The following is a 17,153-nucleotide window of genomic DNA, read 5'->3' as shown; positions in this document are numbered from 1 at the left end:
GTCGATACCGAAGGGAAAGACCTTCTTTACCGTCAAGCAGGAGAAAGGCAAATACTGGTTGTTCGGGCCAAGCGGTGAGCGGTTCATCTCGAAAGGGGTCAATGCGGTCCTGAGCAAGGATGGCGCGGTGCTCCCGAATTCCGAATATTATGACGTATCGTCGAAGTATAAGGACAACGGGGAGTGGGCCGTGAGCGTTATAAAACGCCTCAAGAAATTAAATTTTAACACAATAGGGTCCTGGTCCGACCCGGCCGCGTTCTATTACGATATGCCTTTTACCGTCATGCTTGGCGTACCGTCTACCACCGACCACAGGCTCGTCGATGTTTTTGACCCGCTGTTCGACGAGAGGGCCGAGCAGAGCGTCGCGGGCAGATGCAGGCGGTTCGCGGACGCGAAATACCTGTTGGGATATTTTATAGAAAATGAACTGCCGTGGTACGGGGATTACGGCTGGTATACCGGCCATGCGCCTACACTGCTTGATGAATATGCCAAACTTTCGGAGAACGCGCCGGGCAGGACCATGCTAACCGCATTTTTAAAGGATAAATACGGCAAAACTATCGATGAATTCATGCGCGTGCGCGGCGCCGCGGCGAAGGAAGCGCGGGAACTTTTTGCCGGCATTGTCGCCGAACGGTACTTTTCCACAGTATGCGGGTTCATTAAAAAGTACGACCCGAACCACCTGATACTCGGCGTCCGTTTCGCCGGCAACGCCCCGGACGAGGTGGTGAAGGCGTGCGGGAAATATTGCGACGTGGTGTCGCTCAATTACTATTGCAAGAATATGAAGGTCGATAAAGCGCTGCTGGATAATTTCTATCTCCTCGGGCAGAGACCTGTCATGATAACCGAGTTCTCCTACAGGGCGATGGAGAACAACAGCGGCGACAAGAACACGAAAGGCGCCGACGTCACGGTCAAGACCCAGCAGGACAGGGCAGAAGGTTTCAACAAATACGTGACGCAGATGATGGAATTCCCGTACCTCGCCGGTTACCACTGGTTCCAGTACTTCGACGAGTCGCCGCAGGGCCGCAGCTTCGACGGCGAGAACAGCGATTACGGGATCGTCGACATCCATGATAACGAATACGAGTTGCTGGCCGACGAGATGAAGAAGACAAATGCGGCAGCCGATGCCGTCCATAAAAAATCTGCCGTTCCTTATCCCGCTGAATTGGTCAAGACGAGCGGATACGCTAAGGTGAATAATAAGGATGTCAAACGCGAAAGCGCTCCTTTCTGCGATGTCATGAGCATCAATGCGAAAAAATTAAGCGCCTGGGCGGATGCCTCGACAACGGCCGGGATAAAGTTCAGCAAGGGATATTTGAAATGCGTTATAGATACCGGCACCGGCTGGGGCTGCGGTTTCGGCATACCTTGCCAGGTCAAGACCGTCAACGACGACGGCTCTTTCGATCTCCAGGGCTTCAAGGGTATCAGGATAAAGATGTCCCTGACCGAGGGCATGCCGTTCTCGCTCTTCATCAATGAATCCGGCGTGGACGATCTCGGGAAAGTGAATTATGGCGGCGTCAACGGCGCCGACGGCGAGAGTTTCGGTTCGGAATCTAATGACGGAACGGGCAAGGTCGAGACATACGAATTCCCGTTCGACGGACTCACCATCAGGAATATGTACGGCAACCAGAGCGGCAACAAGACGCTCGACCTCCAGGCCGTCCGCAACATCGACCTCTATTTCCCGGGTAACACCGGCGCCGGCGAATGCGACATCTATGAGGTGACCCTGTATTAGGGGACATTTCATTTGGGAATTAAGTATACTGTCGCCATAATTATGTGTTAAAATATTCAAAACCCGCCATAAAAGGAGACCTGTGATGGACAAGGACAGAGTTATTTTGTCGTTGAATGACATCCCAAAAGCCTGGTATAACATCGCGCCTGACCTGCCCGAACAATTGCCGCCGCCGTTGAATCCCGGGACCGGGAAACCGCTCGGGCCGGCCGACCTGGCGCCGATATTCCCGATGGCCCTGATAGAGCAGGAGATGAGCCAGCAGCGCTGGATAGATATCCCTGACGAAGTCCTTGACGTATATAAAATTTACAGGCCGACGCCGCTTAAAAGGGCGGTCCGCCTCGAGAAGGCCCTCAAGACGAATTGCCGCATTTATTATAAGGATGAAAGCGTATCGCCGGCCGGCAGCCACAAATTGAACACGGCCATCGCCCAGGCATATTACAATAAAAAAGAGGGCGTAAAGCGCATATCGACCGAGACAGGCGCGGGACAGTGGGGTTCGGCGCTATCGTTCGCCTGCAACATCCTCGGCCTGAAATGCACGGTCTATATGGTCAAAGCCAGTTATTACCAGAAGCCTTACCGCAAGTCTTTGATGCGCGTCTGGGGCGCGGAGATATTCCCGTCGCCGACAATGAAGACGAATTCCGGAAAAGCGGCTTTGGCCGACGACCCGGAGACACCGGGCAGTTTGGGTATCGCGATCTCCGAAGCCGTCGAGGACGCGGCCACACATGAAGACACAAAATATTCCCTCGGCAGCGTATTGAACCACGTGCTTACGCACCAGTCTGTCATCGGGCTTGAGACGAAGAAGCAGCTCGAGATGATAGGCGAGAAACCGGACACGATGATAGCGTGCGTCGGCGGCGGCAGCAATTTCGCCGGCTTCGCGTTCCCGTTCGTGCCTGATAAATTAAAGGGGAAGGATATAAGGTTTATCGCGGTCGAGCCGACCGCCTGCCCGACGTTAACGAAGGGCGAGTACCTGTATGATTTCGGAGATACCGGGAAGCTTACGCCGCTGGTGAAGATGTATACGCTGGGCCACAGTTTCGTGCCGGCCGGGATACACGCCGGCGGGTTGAGGTATCACGGCATGGCGCCCGAGGTATCGCTGTTGGCGAAGAAGAAAGTGATAGAGGCACGGGCATATTCGCAGAACCCGGTCTTCGAGGCGGCTGTGATGTGGGCGAGGATAGAAGGGTTCCTGCCCGCGCCTGAGACGGCGCACGCGATACGCTGCGTCATCGACGAGGCGAAGAAGAACGACGGCAAATGCATCGTCTTCAATTACAGCGGCCACGGCCATTTCGACCTCTCCGCCTACGACGCCTACCTCGACGGCAAGCTCGAGGACTACGAGCATCCCGAAGAGAAGATCAAAGAGGCGATCAAGAAAATACCGGGGATCGGCAACGAATGATATATAAATTCATCGACGATAAAGGCACGTTCACCGTAAAAGACCCGCACAAGTATAACCTGTATTTCCCGCTGGCTGACAAAGACGGGAAGCTGCTATCTTCGATAAGCCCCAACCTCGGCGGGGACATAAAGCGCGACAACGACCATTTCCTTACGCCGCCGGCGAGCATCGAGGACGTCCGCAACAACCTCTTCTGCCGCCGCGATTTTTTCATCAAAGTAGGGAATGAGATAATACGGCTCTCGTATCCGCACGACGATATAGTCGAGGCGGGTTTCCTGTACCATAAGGTCACTAAAAAGGCCCACGGCCTCGAAATAGAGGCGCTGAATTTTATCCCGTTCAATACGGCCGTAGAGGTCATGCGCGTCCGCGTCACAAATAAAAGAGGCAAAGAGGTCGAGATAACGCCGACGTCTTTTATCCCGTTATACGGCCGCAGCGAGAAGAATATCCGCGACCACAGGCACGTGAGCTCGCTTTTGAACCGCGTCCACCTCGACAGGTACGGCATATCCCTCAAGCCGACGATGATATTCGACGAGATGGGCCACACCGAGAACAAGACGGATTATTCCGTATTCGGCTGCGAGGATAACGGCAAGGCGCCGGCAGGGCAATTCCCGACGATAGGTATGTTCTGCGGCGAGGGCGACCTGATATTCCCCGACGCGACAGAGAAATACGTGAAGCCCGCCGCGAAAAAGCTCCCGGAATTCGACGGGAAAGAGGCGTGCGCCGCGTTCAGGTTCAACCGCAAGAAACTGAAAAAAGGCGGGAAGGTCGATTACATCCTCGTGATGGGCATCGACGATGACAGGAAGAATATAAATAGGTCATTCTAAGGCGTTAATTCGCCCGCAAAGGTCGAAAGAAGCCTCGAGGCGACGAAGAGATACTGGCGGCAATACCTTTCGAAACTCGAATTCGATTTCAACGACGGCGATTTTAACAACTGGCTGCTGTGGGTCAAGATGCAGCCGACCCTCAGGAAATTATTCGGCAACTCGTTCCTGCCGCACTACGATTACGGCAAGGGCGGCCGCGGCTGGCGCGATATCTGGCAGGACGCGCTGACGCTTTTGCTGACCGAGCCGGAGAAGGCGAGGGATTTTATATTCGACAGTTTCCGCGGCGTGCGGCTCGACGGCTCGAACGCGACGCTCATCGCCAAAGACGGAAGGTTCATCGCCGACCGCAACAGGATAAGCCGCGTCTGGATGGACCACGGGATCTGGCCGTACCTTACGGCCCGCCTTTATATCCAGAAGACGGGTGACTCCGGTTTCATGCTGAATAAGGCAGAATATTTCAGGGACCACCAGCTCAAACGCGCCAAATTTATAGATAAGGATTTCAACCAGCCGGATTTCATCCAGCGCGACAATTCCGGGAGGATATACAGGGGCAGTGTCCTCGAGCATATCCTCGTCCAGAACGTCGTCCAGTTCTTCAACGTCGGCGAACATAACGTCATACGCCTCGAGAACGCCGACTGGAACGACGGGCTCGACATGGCATCGGACAGGGGCGAGAGCGTGACCTTCAGCTTTATGTACGCGCATAACCTGCGGGACATCTGCGTCATCCTCGAAGAGATAAAGAAGAGGCACAAGAGCGTAAGGTTATTGACGGAATTCCTGATGCTGCTCGATAACCTGGGCACGCCGGTCGATTACGATGATTATAAAGAAAAACAGAGGCGGCTCGAGGAATACCTCGAATCCATCAAGGTCATCACCGGCGAGACGGTCGAAATTGATATAGACGACCTGATCGCGGACCTGAACAAGAAAGCCGACCATCTCTTTGTGTGGTTAAGGAAAAAGGAATGGCTTGAGGGTGCGGGCTTTTTCAACGGCTACTATGATAACAAGGGCCGCCGCGTGGAGGGCAAGGTCCCGCTTCAGCGGGGGAAATTTAGCGACGGAGTGCGCATGAAGCTCGCTTCCCAGGTTTTCGCGATAATGAGCGGCTGCGCGACCGACAGCCAGGTAAGGAAAATGTGGCAATCGATCAAAAAATACCTTAAGGACCCGAAACTCGGCGGGTTCCGCCTCGGGACCGATTTCAGGACGGTATATATGGACCTCGGCCGCGCGTTCGGGTTCGCCTACGGCGACAAGGAGAACGGGGCGTTCTTCAACCACATGAACGTGATGCTGGCGAATGCCCTGTATAAAAGAGGTTTCATTAAGGAAGGGCGCGAGGTCTTCGATTCCATCTATAAGATGTCGACGGGCGAGGCGGCCCGGATATACCCCATGATACCGGAATATTTCAACAACGAGGGCCGGGGGCTTTATTTTTACCTGACCGGTTCGGCGAGCTGGTATATCTATACGCTGATAGACGAGGTCCTCGGCGTAAAATTCAATTTCGGGAAAGCCGCGTTGAGGCCCAAACTTGTCCCGGAAGATTTCCACGGCGGGGATATCGAAGTGAAGTATAACCTGAAAGGTAAGGCCGTAAGGCATATATTTAAAAGATGAGACGGGAATTTGTTATTTTCGCGGTCATACTGGCGGTCGTGTTTGGGGCCGGATTATTCGGCAGGTCTTTGATAGCCGGTATGGCTGTCAGCGAGATCAAGGATGCGTTTCCCGGCTGCGATGTCTCGATCGGCAGCACCGAGGTGAGGAGCGCCGACATGATCGCCATAACCGGCATCAGCGCGAAGAAAGGAGACACCTTCTCCTGCAGGATAAAAGCATTGGAGGTAAGATTTTCGCCGCTTTCGCTGTTTACAAAGAAGTTTCCGGAGATCGTCGTAAAAAATGCCCGCCTGGAAGTCGATTCCCGGGATAAAAAACTCAAGGATGCCGCCGGGTATCCGGCATTTAAGCCGGGGAAAGGTTTTACGGCGAAGTCCGTTATAATATCGAACCTGAACCTGGTCCTGAATACGTCCGACTGGGAAACAGACGTTACGGTTGACGGGAATATAGAGATACGCAAGACGCCGGCCGGCGGGACGGAGATCGAAGCCAATTTCCGGACGATCGCGTCGACCGGGAAATTAGCCATTAGGGACGGGGCGTTCCTCAAGAAGCTTTCTGAGGCCGCCAAACAACCTCCGGCTGCCATCGAGGACCTGAAAGATTTCGATTTGACGAAAGGCTCCTTGCAGATCTCGGGCAAGCAGGGGTCGCTATCGTCCCATGTTACGCTCGAAGGCGCGAAGGTCAAGAAAGACCTGATCTTTCCCTTGAGCGGATTATGAAAGACAGATGAGACGGAAATCAGTTTTCTTCGCGGTTATCCCGGTGATCTTGCTGGGCCTGTGGTTGTTCGGCAGGCCCCTGTTAGTCAATATCGCCGTCGGGCAGATCAAAAGCGCGTTTCCCGGATATGATGTTTCGATCGGGAACGCCGGACTCAGGAGCGCGAATACGGTCGCTATCACCGGGATCGACATAAAGAAAGGCGATACCCTGCGCTACCGTATCAAGCAGGTAGAGATAAGATTTTCGCCGCTTTCGTTATTTACGAGGATAATACCCGAGATAGCCGTCAAGGGCGGCTCTTTGGAATTCAACTCTCCGGGAAAAAAATTACGCGACATTATCGAATATCCGGCCCTCAAACCCGGGAAGGCTTTTGTGGTCAGGTCGCTCGTCATAACGGGCATGGCAGTGGAACTGAATACGGCCGACTGGAAGCTTAATGCCGTCGCGGGCGGAAATATGGCAATAGGCAAGACGATAGTCTACGACGCGAAGATCGAAGCCGGGGGGATCGACCTTGCTTTGCTGCCGAAAGGGTTGAATGCCGAAGGCCGCGTGGAGATGAAAGGCATTATGAGCGGCGCGATCACGCTGCGCGGCGAGCAGGAGGATATCACCGATATAAAAGGGGATTTTTCGACCGCGGCGCCGGGAGGCTCGCTGGTCATAACCGACAAGGAGATCCTCAAAAGGCTCGCGGATAACACGAAACAGCCGCTTTCGCTTATCGAGGATAGTTTCGGGAATTATGACTTCACGAAAGGGACGCTTGGGATATCCAGGAGCGAGGATTCGATACTCCTGCATGTGATCCTGGAAGGGGCGAAAGGGAAAAGGGACGTTACGGTCGCGTTGCACGGATTTTAAGGAGAGGAAAAGATGAAAAAAGGAATAGCAGTCTTGGCGGCCTCGCTGGCCGTGTTTTTGGGTACGGGATGCATGAGCATGCAGGTCAAGGCGCCGAAAGAAGCGATAAAGGTCGATGTGACCATGCGGCTCGATGTGTACCAACATGTGACAAACGACATCGATGCTATCGAGAACGCGGTATCCGGCAAGGCCGCGCCGAAACCGGAAGGCGGCATGAAATTGAATTTCCTCATGGTCAATGCTTATGCCGAGGAATCTTTATCGCCGGAAGTGCAGCAGGCGGCGGCAAGGCGTAAGGGCAGGTACGCGGAACTTTCATCGCTCGAGGGAAAAGGCGTTATAGGCGAGAATAGGTCCGGCATGGTCGAGGCGAAGGGAAGCGGAGCTCCCGCGGACTTTATCAGCGCGGAAAATGCCGACAGGATGACGATATACAAAGAGATATCGCAGAAGAACGGCGCGCCTCTCGGAGATGTGCAGAAACTTTACGCGCAGCGCCTGCAGAACGACGCTCCTGCGGGGACGCCCATCGAGGTGATGAACGCGTCCGGCTCGTATGAGTGGAAGAATAAGTAATTGAAGATAAGCGTCAAAGTCAAGGCCGGCTCCAGCCGGGAGAAGGTCGAAAAGACGGGCGGCAGTGATTATTCGGTATGGGTGAGGGCAAAACCCGCCGACGGGAAAGCGAACGAGGCGGTCATAAAAGCCCTCGCCGGGCATTTTGATATCGCGAAATCAAAAGTAAACCTCATCAAGGGGCATACCTCCAAACAGAAGATATTCGAAATAGATGTTTAAGCTGATAATATTCGATATAGACGGGACGATAGTCGACGCGTATACCGCGATCGAGAAGAGCCTGAATTATACCCTGGTAAAACTCGGGTATCCGAAGGCGAAGTTGCCGGTCGTGCGCAGGGCAGTCGGCCACGGCGACAAGAATTTCATTGAATATTTCGTCGAGAAGAAAGATGTTAAGGAAGGGCTAAAGCTCTATCGCGCGCATCACGAGAAAGCGCTTTTGAGGTATTCGAAGGTCATACCCGGGGCGAGGCAGCTGTTGCGCGGCCTCAAAAACAAAGGTTATAAACTTGCGGTTGCAAGCAACAGGCCGCCTAAGTTCAGCATGATACTGTTGAAGCACCTCGACCTCGTCAAATATTTCGATGCTATCGCGTGCGCGAAAGATAAAACCGAGATAAAACCAAAACCTTTCCTGATACCGAAGATATTGAAAAAACTGGGCGTAAAAAAATCCGAGGCGCTTTACGTCGGGGACATGACCGTCGACGTCCATGCCGGCCATAACGCGGGCGTAAAAGTTGTGGCGGTCCTAGGCGGTTCTTCGTCACATTCGGAATTGAAGAAGGCCCGGCCATGCGGGATAGCCGATAAACTCCCGGACCTTTTACGGGTAAGCAAAAAATGCAGAAAAAAGAGATCCTCATAGTAGAAGACGACAAGAACATCTCCAAGCTCATCAAGTTCAATCTTGAGAAGGAGGGGTTCGACGCTTTCGCCGTGCCTAACGGCGAGGAGGCGCTCGAGCACCTTAAAAGATTTTTCCCGGACCTCATAATCCTCGACATAATGCTCCCTAAGATAAACGGATTTGACGTATGCCGTTCGATAAAGCAGGACCCCAAGCTCAAAAATATCCCGGTCATAATGGTCACGGCGAAAGGTGAGGAGGTCGACAGGGTGGTCGGCCTTGAATTAGGCGCCGACGATTATATCGTAAAGCCCTTCAGCCCGCGCGAGCTTGTCCTGAGGGTGAAAGCCATCCTGAAGCGCGGCAAGCCCGAAACCGCCCAAAAAAATATTATTAACGCCGGGGACCTGGTAATAGATATAGAGAAGCATAAAGTGACCGTGAAGAAGAAAGAGGTCGAGCTCACCCCCATGGAATTCAAGCTGCTCGCGACATTAGTCGAGCGGCAGGGCCGCGTCCAGTCACGCGAACAGCTGTTGACCGACGTCTGGGATATTGCCGCCGATGTCGATACGCGCACGATCGATACCCACATCAAGAGATTAAGGGAAAAATTGGGCAAGGCCGGGGAACTGCTGGAAACCGTAAGGGGGCTAGGCTACAGATGCAGGGAAGGCGATGAGGATTAAGCTCCAGTGGAAACTGACGGCGATCTTCTGCCTGCTCGCTGTTTTTATTCTCGCGGCGGCCTACATATATTTTAATTCCCACCTGAAATCTTTCCTCCTGAGAGATATCGAGAGCAACCTGAAAAAAGAACTCTTTTTAAGCAAAGATTATCTGGAGAGCGAGTTCAGCAGGAAACCCGCGGCCGCGGACACCGTTGACCTGGCAAACAGGATAGGAGCGGACCTCGGCGTCAGGGTTACGATAATCGCGCCGGACGGGACCGTGCTCGGCGATTCTGAAGTAAAAAGGGAAGACCTCCCGAAACTGGAGAACCATTTAAGCCGCCCCGAGGTCCAACAGGCGCTGAAAGAGGGTTTCGGCATCAGCCAGCGTTATAGCTATACCTTAAAGAAGTATATGCTCTATAACGCCGCGGTTGTCGGGAAAGAGAAGCCCGCGGCCATACTGCGCCTGGTGATCCCGGTCGCAAAAGTCGCGGAATTCGAAGCGGGGATGCAGAAGATACTGGCCGTTGGGGTCATAACGGTCTTTTTTGCTTCGCTGGTCCTGAGTTTCCTGATATCCATGGCCGTGACGCGCCCGCTGGCTAATATCTCATCCGCGGCGAAGGCGATGGCATCCGGGGATTTTTCCAGGAAAGTATTTAACGTTTCCCGGGACGAGATAGGCGACCTTGCCGCGACATTGAATTATATGTCGGACGAGATAAAGGCCAAGATAGAAAAAGTAAGGTCGGGCGAGGCGAAACTCGAGACGGTGCTTTCCGGCATGGTAGAAGGCGTGATAGTGACCGACGTAAAGGGAAAGATAATCCTGGCGAACCCTTCGCTCAGGAAGCTGTTCTTTATCGATACGGCGCCCGAGGGGAAGAGCCCCCTGGAGGTGATACGCAATTCCGCCGTGCAGGATATCGTCGACAGGGTGCTCAAAGGCGGCCAGAGGATAGCGGTGGAGGAGATAGGCATAAGCAGTCCTGAGGAAAAATTCATTAAAGTCAGCGGTGTCGCGATAATAAAAGAAGAACAGCGCGAAGGGGCCATATTTGTTTTTCATGATATAACCGAGTTGCGCCGTCTCGAGAAGGTAAGGCAGGATTTTGTCGCCAATGTTTCGCACGAGTTGAGGACCCCACTTTCGAGCATAAAAGGATATTCGGAAACGCTTATAGGCGGAGTGCCGAAAGAGGAAGACCGGAAGGAGTTCCTCGGCATAATCCACCGCGAGAGCGACCGGCTGGCGAAGCTCATCGATGACCTCCTCGACCTTTCCAAGATAGAATCGGGCAAGATGGCTATGGTCTTTATGCCGGTGGAGATAGCCCCTATAATAAGGCGTTCCGCCGGAGTGCTTGAAAAATCAGCCCGGGATAAGTCCATTAAGATAGAATTCGATATTCCCGAGGGCCTGCCTAAGGTTCTCGCGGATGAGAACAGGCTTTCGCAGGTATTTTTGAACCTGCTCGATAACTCGGTCAAATATACGCCCGACGGCGGTTCGGTCAAGGTCTCAGTTTCGCCTAAAGACAAATATCTGCAGATAGACATTTCGGATACCGGCGCCGGAATACCGCAAAGCGATCTTCCGAGGATTTTCGAGAGGTTCTATCGCGTCGATAAAGCCCGTTCACGCCAGCTCGGAGGGACGGGCCTCGGCCTCTCAATAGTCAAACATATCGTCCAGTCCCACGGCGGCCAGGTGTGGGTCAAGTCGGAACCGGGCCGCGGCTCGACCTTCAGCTTCACCGTCCCCAAAGCCTGACCTGCGGGTTTTCCCTTCGCTGCGCTCAGGATAAATTCGGCAAAAGCGCCGAATTTATGTTCACAGAAAGTTCACAATTCCTCCCTTTGTCCGTAACCTTCAGATCTTATACTCTCCTCGAAGTTAAAAAACCGCTATGTTAACCGGAAGTCCAACAAAAGAGGAGAGGGCATGAAAAAGCTGATGTTGCTGTTAGGCGTGATAGGTATGGTTGCGTTGGCCGGCCGTTCCTATGCGGGCGAGATGGAGATCCTCGTCCAGAAGCTCGTCGACAAGGGCATCTTGACGCAGGGGGAAGGCGCGCAAGTCCTCGCGGAGACGAAAGAGGAAGCCAGAAAAGAAGTAGCGCAGGGCAAGGCGGCGAATATCCCGCAGTGGATCCAGGATATCAAGTTAAAGGGCGATTTCAGGAACAGGTACCAGTGGGACAAAGCGAAGAGCGCGACTACGACCGCGACCGAGAGGAACAGGGACAGGATAAGGGTGAGGCTCGGCGCAGAGACGAGGCTCATAGAGGATTTCAGGGTAGGTTTGGGTATAGCTACCGGAACGACCACCGATCCGAAATCCACGAACATAACGCTGGGTGATGGTTTTTCCTTCAAGAACATAATATTGGACTATGGTTACGGCCAGTATCTGCCTCACTGGACAGCGCCGGTCGATACCACTTTTACGGCCGGTAAATTCAAGAACCCGTTCTGGGAACCTATAACCGCGCTCGTGGACGGGGATATTAACCCCGAGGGAGTTGCGCTGCAGTTGAGCTACAATGTCAACCCAAGCGCCAACGTTTTTTTGAACTACGGGTTCCTGTATCTGGGTGATACCTTCCCGAAGTCAAAGAACCCGCTGCAGAATGTCATCCAGCCGGGCGTCTCCTGGAGCGTGCTTGACAACGTCAAGCTGAAATCCACCGTCGATTTCTGGCTGGCCGAAGTAAAAGGCATGACGCAGATAACCAATTCCCCCGGAACTAACACACTTGCCAGGAATTCCGACCAGTCACGGACCACCAGTGACATCGTTTACCAGAATGATTATAATAGTATAGTCCCGAAACTGGAGCTGGCTTTTTCCGAGCCGTTCTTCGGCTATAACCTGGGCTTCCCGTATTTCGCTGTCTTCGGCGAGTATATGGATAATCTCAGCGCAAGTACCAAGGGTACAGGCTGGATTGCAGGCTTCAAGATCGGGAGCGAGAAGGTGGCGGATAAATACCAGTGGCAGTTTGTCTATGACCACAGGATGATCGAGAGGAACGCTTTCCTCGATATGTATCCCGACTCTGATTTTTACGGCGGCAGGACGAACACGGCCGGCGACCATGTAGCGTTCAATTTTGGGTTGAGCAAGAACTCCTGGCTTACGCTCAGTTATTTCAACGCGCATAATTTGACCAGGTTGACGGCAGATAGCGGCAGCTCGACGCTGCCCGCGCAGGTTATCCAGGCAGATTGGAACATTAAATTCTAAGGAGGAAAAATGAAAAAAGTTATTTGGTTGGCGGTTATTGCGGCCTTTGCGGCGGGTTTCTGTATGAACACTGCTGCCGCGGCCGCTAACAAGATAGTCCTTGAAGGTTCGACTACGGTCCTGCCGATCGCGCAGAAGGCAGCCGAGGTCTTTATGTCGAAGAACCCGGCAGTGGATATATCGGTGCGCGGCGGCGGCTCGGGAGTAGGCGTCGCTTCATTGATAGACGGCACCTGCGATATCGGGAATGCTTCGCGCTCGATGAAAGACGCCGAGCTGGAAAAGGCCGGGGTAAAAGGCAAAAACCCGAGAGCGAACGTAATAGCGATGGACGGGATAGCCGTAATAGTGAACCGTTCCAACGGCTTGAGCGCTTTGACTAAGCAGCAGCTGAAAGATATCTTTACCGGCTCGATCTCTAAATGGCCCGATGTGGGAGGCACAGGCGATAAGATAGTGGTCGTATCGCGCGATAGCTCGAGCGGGACTTTCGAGGCCTTCGGCGCGCTCGCGCTTGACGGCCGAAAGGTCCGGGCCGACGCGTTGATGCAGGCCTCCAACCAGGCGGTTGCTTCGGTCATAGCGAAGACGCCGGGCGCGATAGGCTATGTGGGCCTGGGGTACATGGGCGGTGAGGTCAAGGCGATACCCATAAACGGCGTTGAGCCTTCCAAAGAGACGGTCCTTTCGGGCAAATATCCGCTCTCGAGGCCGTTGTTCATGTACACGAACGGCGCACCGCAGGGCGCGACCAAAGCGTTCATCGATTTTATAATGAGCGACGACGGCCAGAAGATAGTGGACGAAGAAGGGTTTGTTGCGTTAAAATAAAAATATGACTAGGTTAAAAGAGAAGGCCTATCAGTGGATCTTCACTGCGCTGGCCTTCTCTTCCCTTATTTTTTTGGTCGGCATAATAATCGTCCTCTTTAAAGAAGGGCTGCCGGTATTTAAAGAGGTCAGGCCGGCGGATTTTATCTTCGGCAAGGCGTGGTATCCCACGTTCGATCCCCCGGAATTCGGGATACTGCCTTTGATACTGGCGTCGTTCTGGGTCACGGTAGGCGCCATGTTCGTCTGCGTTCCGTTGGGCGTAGGCAGCGCCCTTTACTTGAACGAACTGGCAGGCCACCGGCAGAAGGCGGTATTAAAACCGCTTGTCGAGATCCTGGCCAGCATACCGTCGGTAGTATACGGGTTTTTCGGCATGATGATGATCGCCCCTTTTTTGCAAAATTTACTCCACCTTCCTACGGGATTATGCGCTTTCACCGCGAGCCTTACCCTGGGGATAATGGCGACGCCTACGGTCTGCAGCATCGCCGAGGACGCGTTAAGCTATGTCCCGAAAAGTTTCAGGGAAGCGTCTTTTGCCGTGGGCGCGAACCGCTGGCAGACGCTTGTGAACGTCGTGATCCCGGCTGCCGGCTCCGGTATATCTACAGCGATAATACTCGGGATGAGCAGGGCCATAGGAGAGACGATGACGGTGCTCATGGTAGCGGGCGGCGCAGCCGTCATACCGCATTCGTTCTTTGAGCCGGTGCGGCCCATGACCTCGGCCATAGCCGCGGAGATGGGGGAGGCGCCGATGGGCAGCGCGCATTACCATTCACTGTTCGCGATCGCGCTGGTCCTGTTCCTTATAACCTTTGTATTTAATATCATCGCCGAACTTATAAGCCGCAGGTTCAGGATAAAACTGGGGTTGGGCGGATGAAAAAACACAAGGTAACGCAGAATATAGGTTTTGCGCTGCTCTTCCTTTGCATGGCGGTCACCCTGTTCTTCCTCGGGGCGATAATCTATTTTATTGCCGCCAGGGGAATAAAGGTCATATCGTGGGAATTCCTGACCCAGGTCCCTAAAAACGGGATGACCGAGGGCGGAGTGGCGCCGGCGATATTAGGGACATTTTATCTTACGATGGGGGCTATACTCGTCTCATTGCCGCTCGGCCTGGCGTGCGCGATATACCTTTGCGAGTATTCCCCGAAAAGCGCCCTGGTAAATATTATCAGGATGAGCATAAACAATCTCGCGGGCGTCCCATCGGTCGTTTTCGGGCTTTTCGGTTTCGCGGTATTCGTAAAATACATGAAATTCGGAGTTTCGATATTATCCGGCAGCCTGACACTCGGGATACTGGCCCTGCCGGTGATAATATCCGCGGCGCAGGAGGCGCTTATAGCTGTCCCGCAATCTTTACGGGAAGCGTCCCTGGCCCTCGGCGCGACAAAATGGGACACGATAAAAAAGATCGTCCTTCCGACGGCCCTGCCCGGTATTTTGACCGGCGTGATATTAAGCATCGGGCGTGTCGCCGGAGAGACCGCCCCCATCCTTTTTACTGCCGCCACATTTTATACGCGGCATTATCCCGATTCGGTATTTTCGGAAGTGATGGCGCTTCCTTACCATATTTACGCGTTGATGACCGAAGGGACCCATCCCGATAAACAGGCGGCGATCGCCTACGGATGCGGCTTGATCCTTTTGGTCCTGGTCTTGTTGATCTCTACTATAGCGATAGTCATACGGCAAAGACAGAGGGTCATCCATGGATAGGCAGATAGTCAAAATAGAGGCGAGGGGCGTTGACTTCTTTTATGGGGACCGGCAGGCGCTGAATTCCGTGAGCCTGGAGGTCTATAAGAACCAGGTCACCGCCATAATAGGGCCGTCGGGCTGCGGGAAATCCACTTTTATAAGGCTTTTGAACCGGATGAATGAGCTTGTGCCGGGCACCGTCTTGAAAGGGAACATATTCCTGGAAGGGGAGGACATGTTCGGCCCGTGTGTGGACCCCGTTGATATAAGAAGGCGCATAGGAATGGTCTTCCAGAAGCCGAACCCCTTCCCCAAAAGCATATTTGATAACGTAAGTTACGGCTTGAGGATCAACGGGATAAAAGATAAAGGATTTATCGAGAAGAAGGTCGAGGAGTCGCTCAAAAAGGCGGCGCTCTGGGACGAGGTAAAGGACAGGATACACGAGAACGCGCTCAAATTATCGGGCGGGCAGCAGCAGAGGCTTTGTATCGCGCGCTGTCTCGCGGTCGAGCCCGAAGTGCTGCTGTTCGACGAGCCGTGCGCGAGCCTCGATCCCATATCCACCAGCAAGATAGAAGAACTTATACTTGGATTGAAAAAGTATTATACTATAGTCATCGTGACCCACAATATGCAGCAGGCGGCCCGCGTCTCGGACTACACCGCGTTCTTCCTTCTGGGCGAATTGGTAGAATTCGGCAAGACACAGAATATCTTCACCGCCCCGAAAGACAAAAGGACAGAAGATTATATAACAGGGAGGTTCGGTTAAATGAAGAAAAAAATCTTATTTGTGTGCATAGAAAATTCCTGCCGCAGTCAGATAGCCGAGGGCTTCGCGCGTAGCCTTGGCGGCCATGTGCTGGAAGCTTACAGCGCCGGCTCTAAACCTTCGGGCAAAATAAACCCCTACGCGACAAAAGTGATGTGGGAAGAGAAGGTGGATATCTTTTCGCAGAAGTCCAAGGGTTTCAACGACCTGCCGGTCAAGGATTTCGATTATGTCATTTCCATGGGCTGTAGAGAGACGTGCCCTTTCGTGCCGGCTAAGAAGCATATCGAGTGGGACATACCTGACCCGAAAGGCAAGAGCATAGAATTTTTCAGGACGGTAAGGGACACCATTAAGGAGAAAGTGTTGAGGCTTATATTTGAAGTTGCGGAAGCGGATAAACGCAAAACAGGAGATAAATAATGGAGAGGCATTTTGACGAGGAATTAAAGGACCTTAATGCCCGGATACTCAAGATGGGAGCCCTGGCCGAGGAGGCGATAATGAACTCGGTCAAGTCCCTCAAAGAGCAGGACAAGGCCATGGCTCTGAAGGTCATCGATTCGGACAAGCAGATAGACATGATGGAACTCGAGATAGAAGAGCGCTGTCTTGAAATGCTGGCCCTGCACCAGCCGATCGCCATAGACCTCAGGTTTATCACCACGGCGATGAAGCTTAACAATGAGCTCGAGAGGATAGCCGACCTCGCGGTCGATATCGCCCAGCGCGTCCTTGAAATAGTCGATAAGCCGTTGCTCAAGCCCCTGGTAGACATACCGAAGCTTTGCGCCATAGCGCAGAACATGGTAAAGCAGGGGATAGACGCTTTCGTAAACAGGGACATAGAATTGGCGAAAAAGGTAGTCCTTACGGATCCGGAAGCCGATAAACTGAGGAATTTTGTCCAGGATGAGCTTATAAACGATTACATAGCCAAGGATAAATCCACCGCCCCGCGCGCGGTGCCGCTCCTTTTGATAGCCCGCCATCTCGAGCGCATCTGCGACCACGCAACAAACATCGCCGAAGACGTGATATACATGGTCCAGGCGAAGGTCGTGCGCCACCATCCAGAAAAACTCGAATAGGCGGGTACATTTTTTTACTTGACAAAGATTTTTTTGGTGATATAATTACACCAATTCAATAGAATTAGTGGG

At 53.2% G+C, this 17,153-nt stretch carries 18 protein-coding genes and 1 pseudogene; all 19 read left to right on the top strand.

What is annotated here, in order from left to right:
- On the top strand, positions 1-1,774 hold a 1,774-nt coding region (locus tag WC317_00915), incomplete at its 5' end, for a hypothetical protein (protein MFA5338694.1).
- Between the two features lie 85 nt (positions 1,775-1,859).
- Entirely contained in the window at positions 1,860-3,209 is a 1,350-nt protein-coding gene (locus WC317_00910; protein ID MFA5338693.1) for a TrpB-like pyridoxal phosphate-dependent enzyme, read from the top strand.
- A complete protein-coding gene (locus WC317_00905; protein MFA5338692.1) occupies positions 3,206-4,057 on the top strand; it encodes a hypothetical protein in 852 nt (283 codons plus the stop codon). Before WC317_00910 ends, WC317_00905 begins: the two co-directional genes overlap by 4 nt.
- Before the next feature lie 63 nt (positions 4,058-4,120).
- Positions 4,121-4,804: pseudogene (locus tag WC317_00900) on the top strand (cellobiose phosphorylase).
- Between the two features lie 51 nt (positions 4,805-4,855).
- Complete coding sequence (locus WC317_00895; GenBank protein MFA5338691.1) at positions 4,856-5,704, top strand: hypothetical protein; 849 nt, start codon at positions 4,856-4,858, stop codon at positions 5,702-5,704.
- A complete protein-coding gene (locus WC317_00890; protein ID MFA5338690.1) occupies positions 5,701-6,435 on the top strand; it encodes a hypothetical protein in 735 nt (244 codons plus the stop codon). Before WC317_00895 ends, WC317_00890 begins: the two co-directional genes overlap by 4 nt.
- Before the next feature lie 7 nt (positions 6,436-6,442).
- Entirely contained in the window at positions 6,443-7,306 is an 864-nt protein-coding gene (locus WC317_00885; GenBank protein MFA5338689.1) for a hypothetical protein, read from the top strand.
- A gap of 12 nt (positions 7,307-7,318) precedes the next feature.
- Positions 7,319-7,885 (top strand): DUF1318 domain-containing protein, encoded by a 567-nt coding sequence (locus WC317_00880; protein MFA5338688.1) that lies wholly within the window; start codon positions 7,319-7,321, stop codon positions 7,883-7,885.
- A complete protein-coding gene (locus WC317_00875) occupies positions 7,886-8,107 on the top strand; it encodes a DUF167 domain-containing protein (protein MFA5338687.1) in 222 nt (73 codons plus the stop codon). It begins immediately after the preceding gene.
- Entirely contained in the window at positions 8,100-8,759 is a 660-nt protein-coding gene (locus WC317_00870) for an HAD family hydrolase (GenBank protein ID MFA5338686.1), read from the top strand. Before WC317_00875 ends, WC317_00870 begins: the two co-directional genes overlap by 8 nt.
- Complete coding sequence (locus WC317_00865) at positions 8,735-9,430, top strand: response regulator transcription factor (GenBank protein ID MFA5338685.1); 696 nt, start codon at positions 8,735-8,737, stop codon at positions 9,428-9,430. The genes WC317_00870 and WC317_00865 overlap by 25 nt, the downstream gene beginning before the upstream one ends.
- Positions 9,420-11,189, top strand: a complete 1,770-nt coding sequence (locus WC317_00860) for an ATP-binding protein (GenBank protein ID MFA5338684.1) — start codon at positions 9,420-9,422, stop codon at positions 11,187-11,189. The genes WC317_00865 and WC317_00860 overlap by 11 nt, the downstream gene beginning before the upstream one ends.
- 171 nt (positions 11,190-11,360) lie before the next feature.
- Entirely contained in the window at positions 11,361-12,665 is a 1,305-nt protein-coding gene (locus tag WC317_00855; protein MFA5338683.1) for a putative porin, read from the top strand.
- A 9-nt stretch (positions 12,666-12,674) separates the two neighbouring features.
- A complete protein-coding gene (locus tag WC317_00850) occupies positions 12,675-13,496 on the top strand; it encodes a phosphate ABC transporter substrate-binding protein (GenBank protein MFA5338682.1) in 822 nt (273 codons plus the stop codon).
- 4 nt (positions 13,497-13,500) lie between these two features.
- Positions 13,501-14,385: a phosphate ABC transporter permease subunit PstC gene (pstC, locus tag WC317_00845; protein MFA5338681.1), complete on the top strand. Its 885-nt coding sequence runs from the start codon at positions 13,501-13,503 to the stop codon at positions 14,383-14,385.
- Positions 14,382-15,233: a phosphate ABC transporter permease PstA gene (gene pstA / locus WC317_00840; protein MFA5338680.1), complete on the top strand. Its 852-nt coding sequence runs from the start codon at positions 14,382-14,384 to the stop codon at positions 15,231-15,233. The genes pstC and pstA overlap by 4 nt, the downstream gene beginning before the upstream one ends.
- A complete protein-coding gene (gene pstB / locus WC317_00835; GenBank protein MFA5338679.1) occupies positions 15,226-15,990 on the top strand; it encodes a phosphate ABC transporter ATP-binding protein PstB in 765 nt (254 codons plus the stop codon). Before pstA ends, pstB begins: the two co-directional genes overlap by 8 nt.
- Positions 15,991-16,413 (top strand): arsenate reductase ArsC, encoded by a 423-nt coding sequence (locus tag WC317_00830; protein MFA5338678.1) that lies wholly within the window; start codon positions 15,991-15,993, stop codon positions 16,411-16,413.
- Entirely contained in the window at positions 16,413-17,081 is a 669-nt protein-coding gene (gene phoU / locus WC317_00825) for a phosphate signaling complex protein PhoU (protein ID MFA5338677.1), read from the top strand. The genes WC317_00830 and phoU overlap by 1 nt, the downstream gene beginning before the upstream one ends.
- Positions 17,082-17,153: the final 72 nt, after the last annotated feature.

The organism is Candidatus Omnitrophota bacterium (genome assembly GCA_041653595.1).
Classification (GTDB): domain Bacteria; phylum Omnitrophota; class Gorgyraeia; order Pluralincolimonadales; family Pluralincolimonadaceae; genus Pluralincolimonas.
The sequence above is the reverse complement of the archived record's forward strand: the minus strand, read 5'-3'. Positions and strand labels throughout refer to the sequence as shown.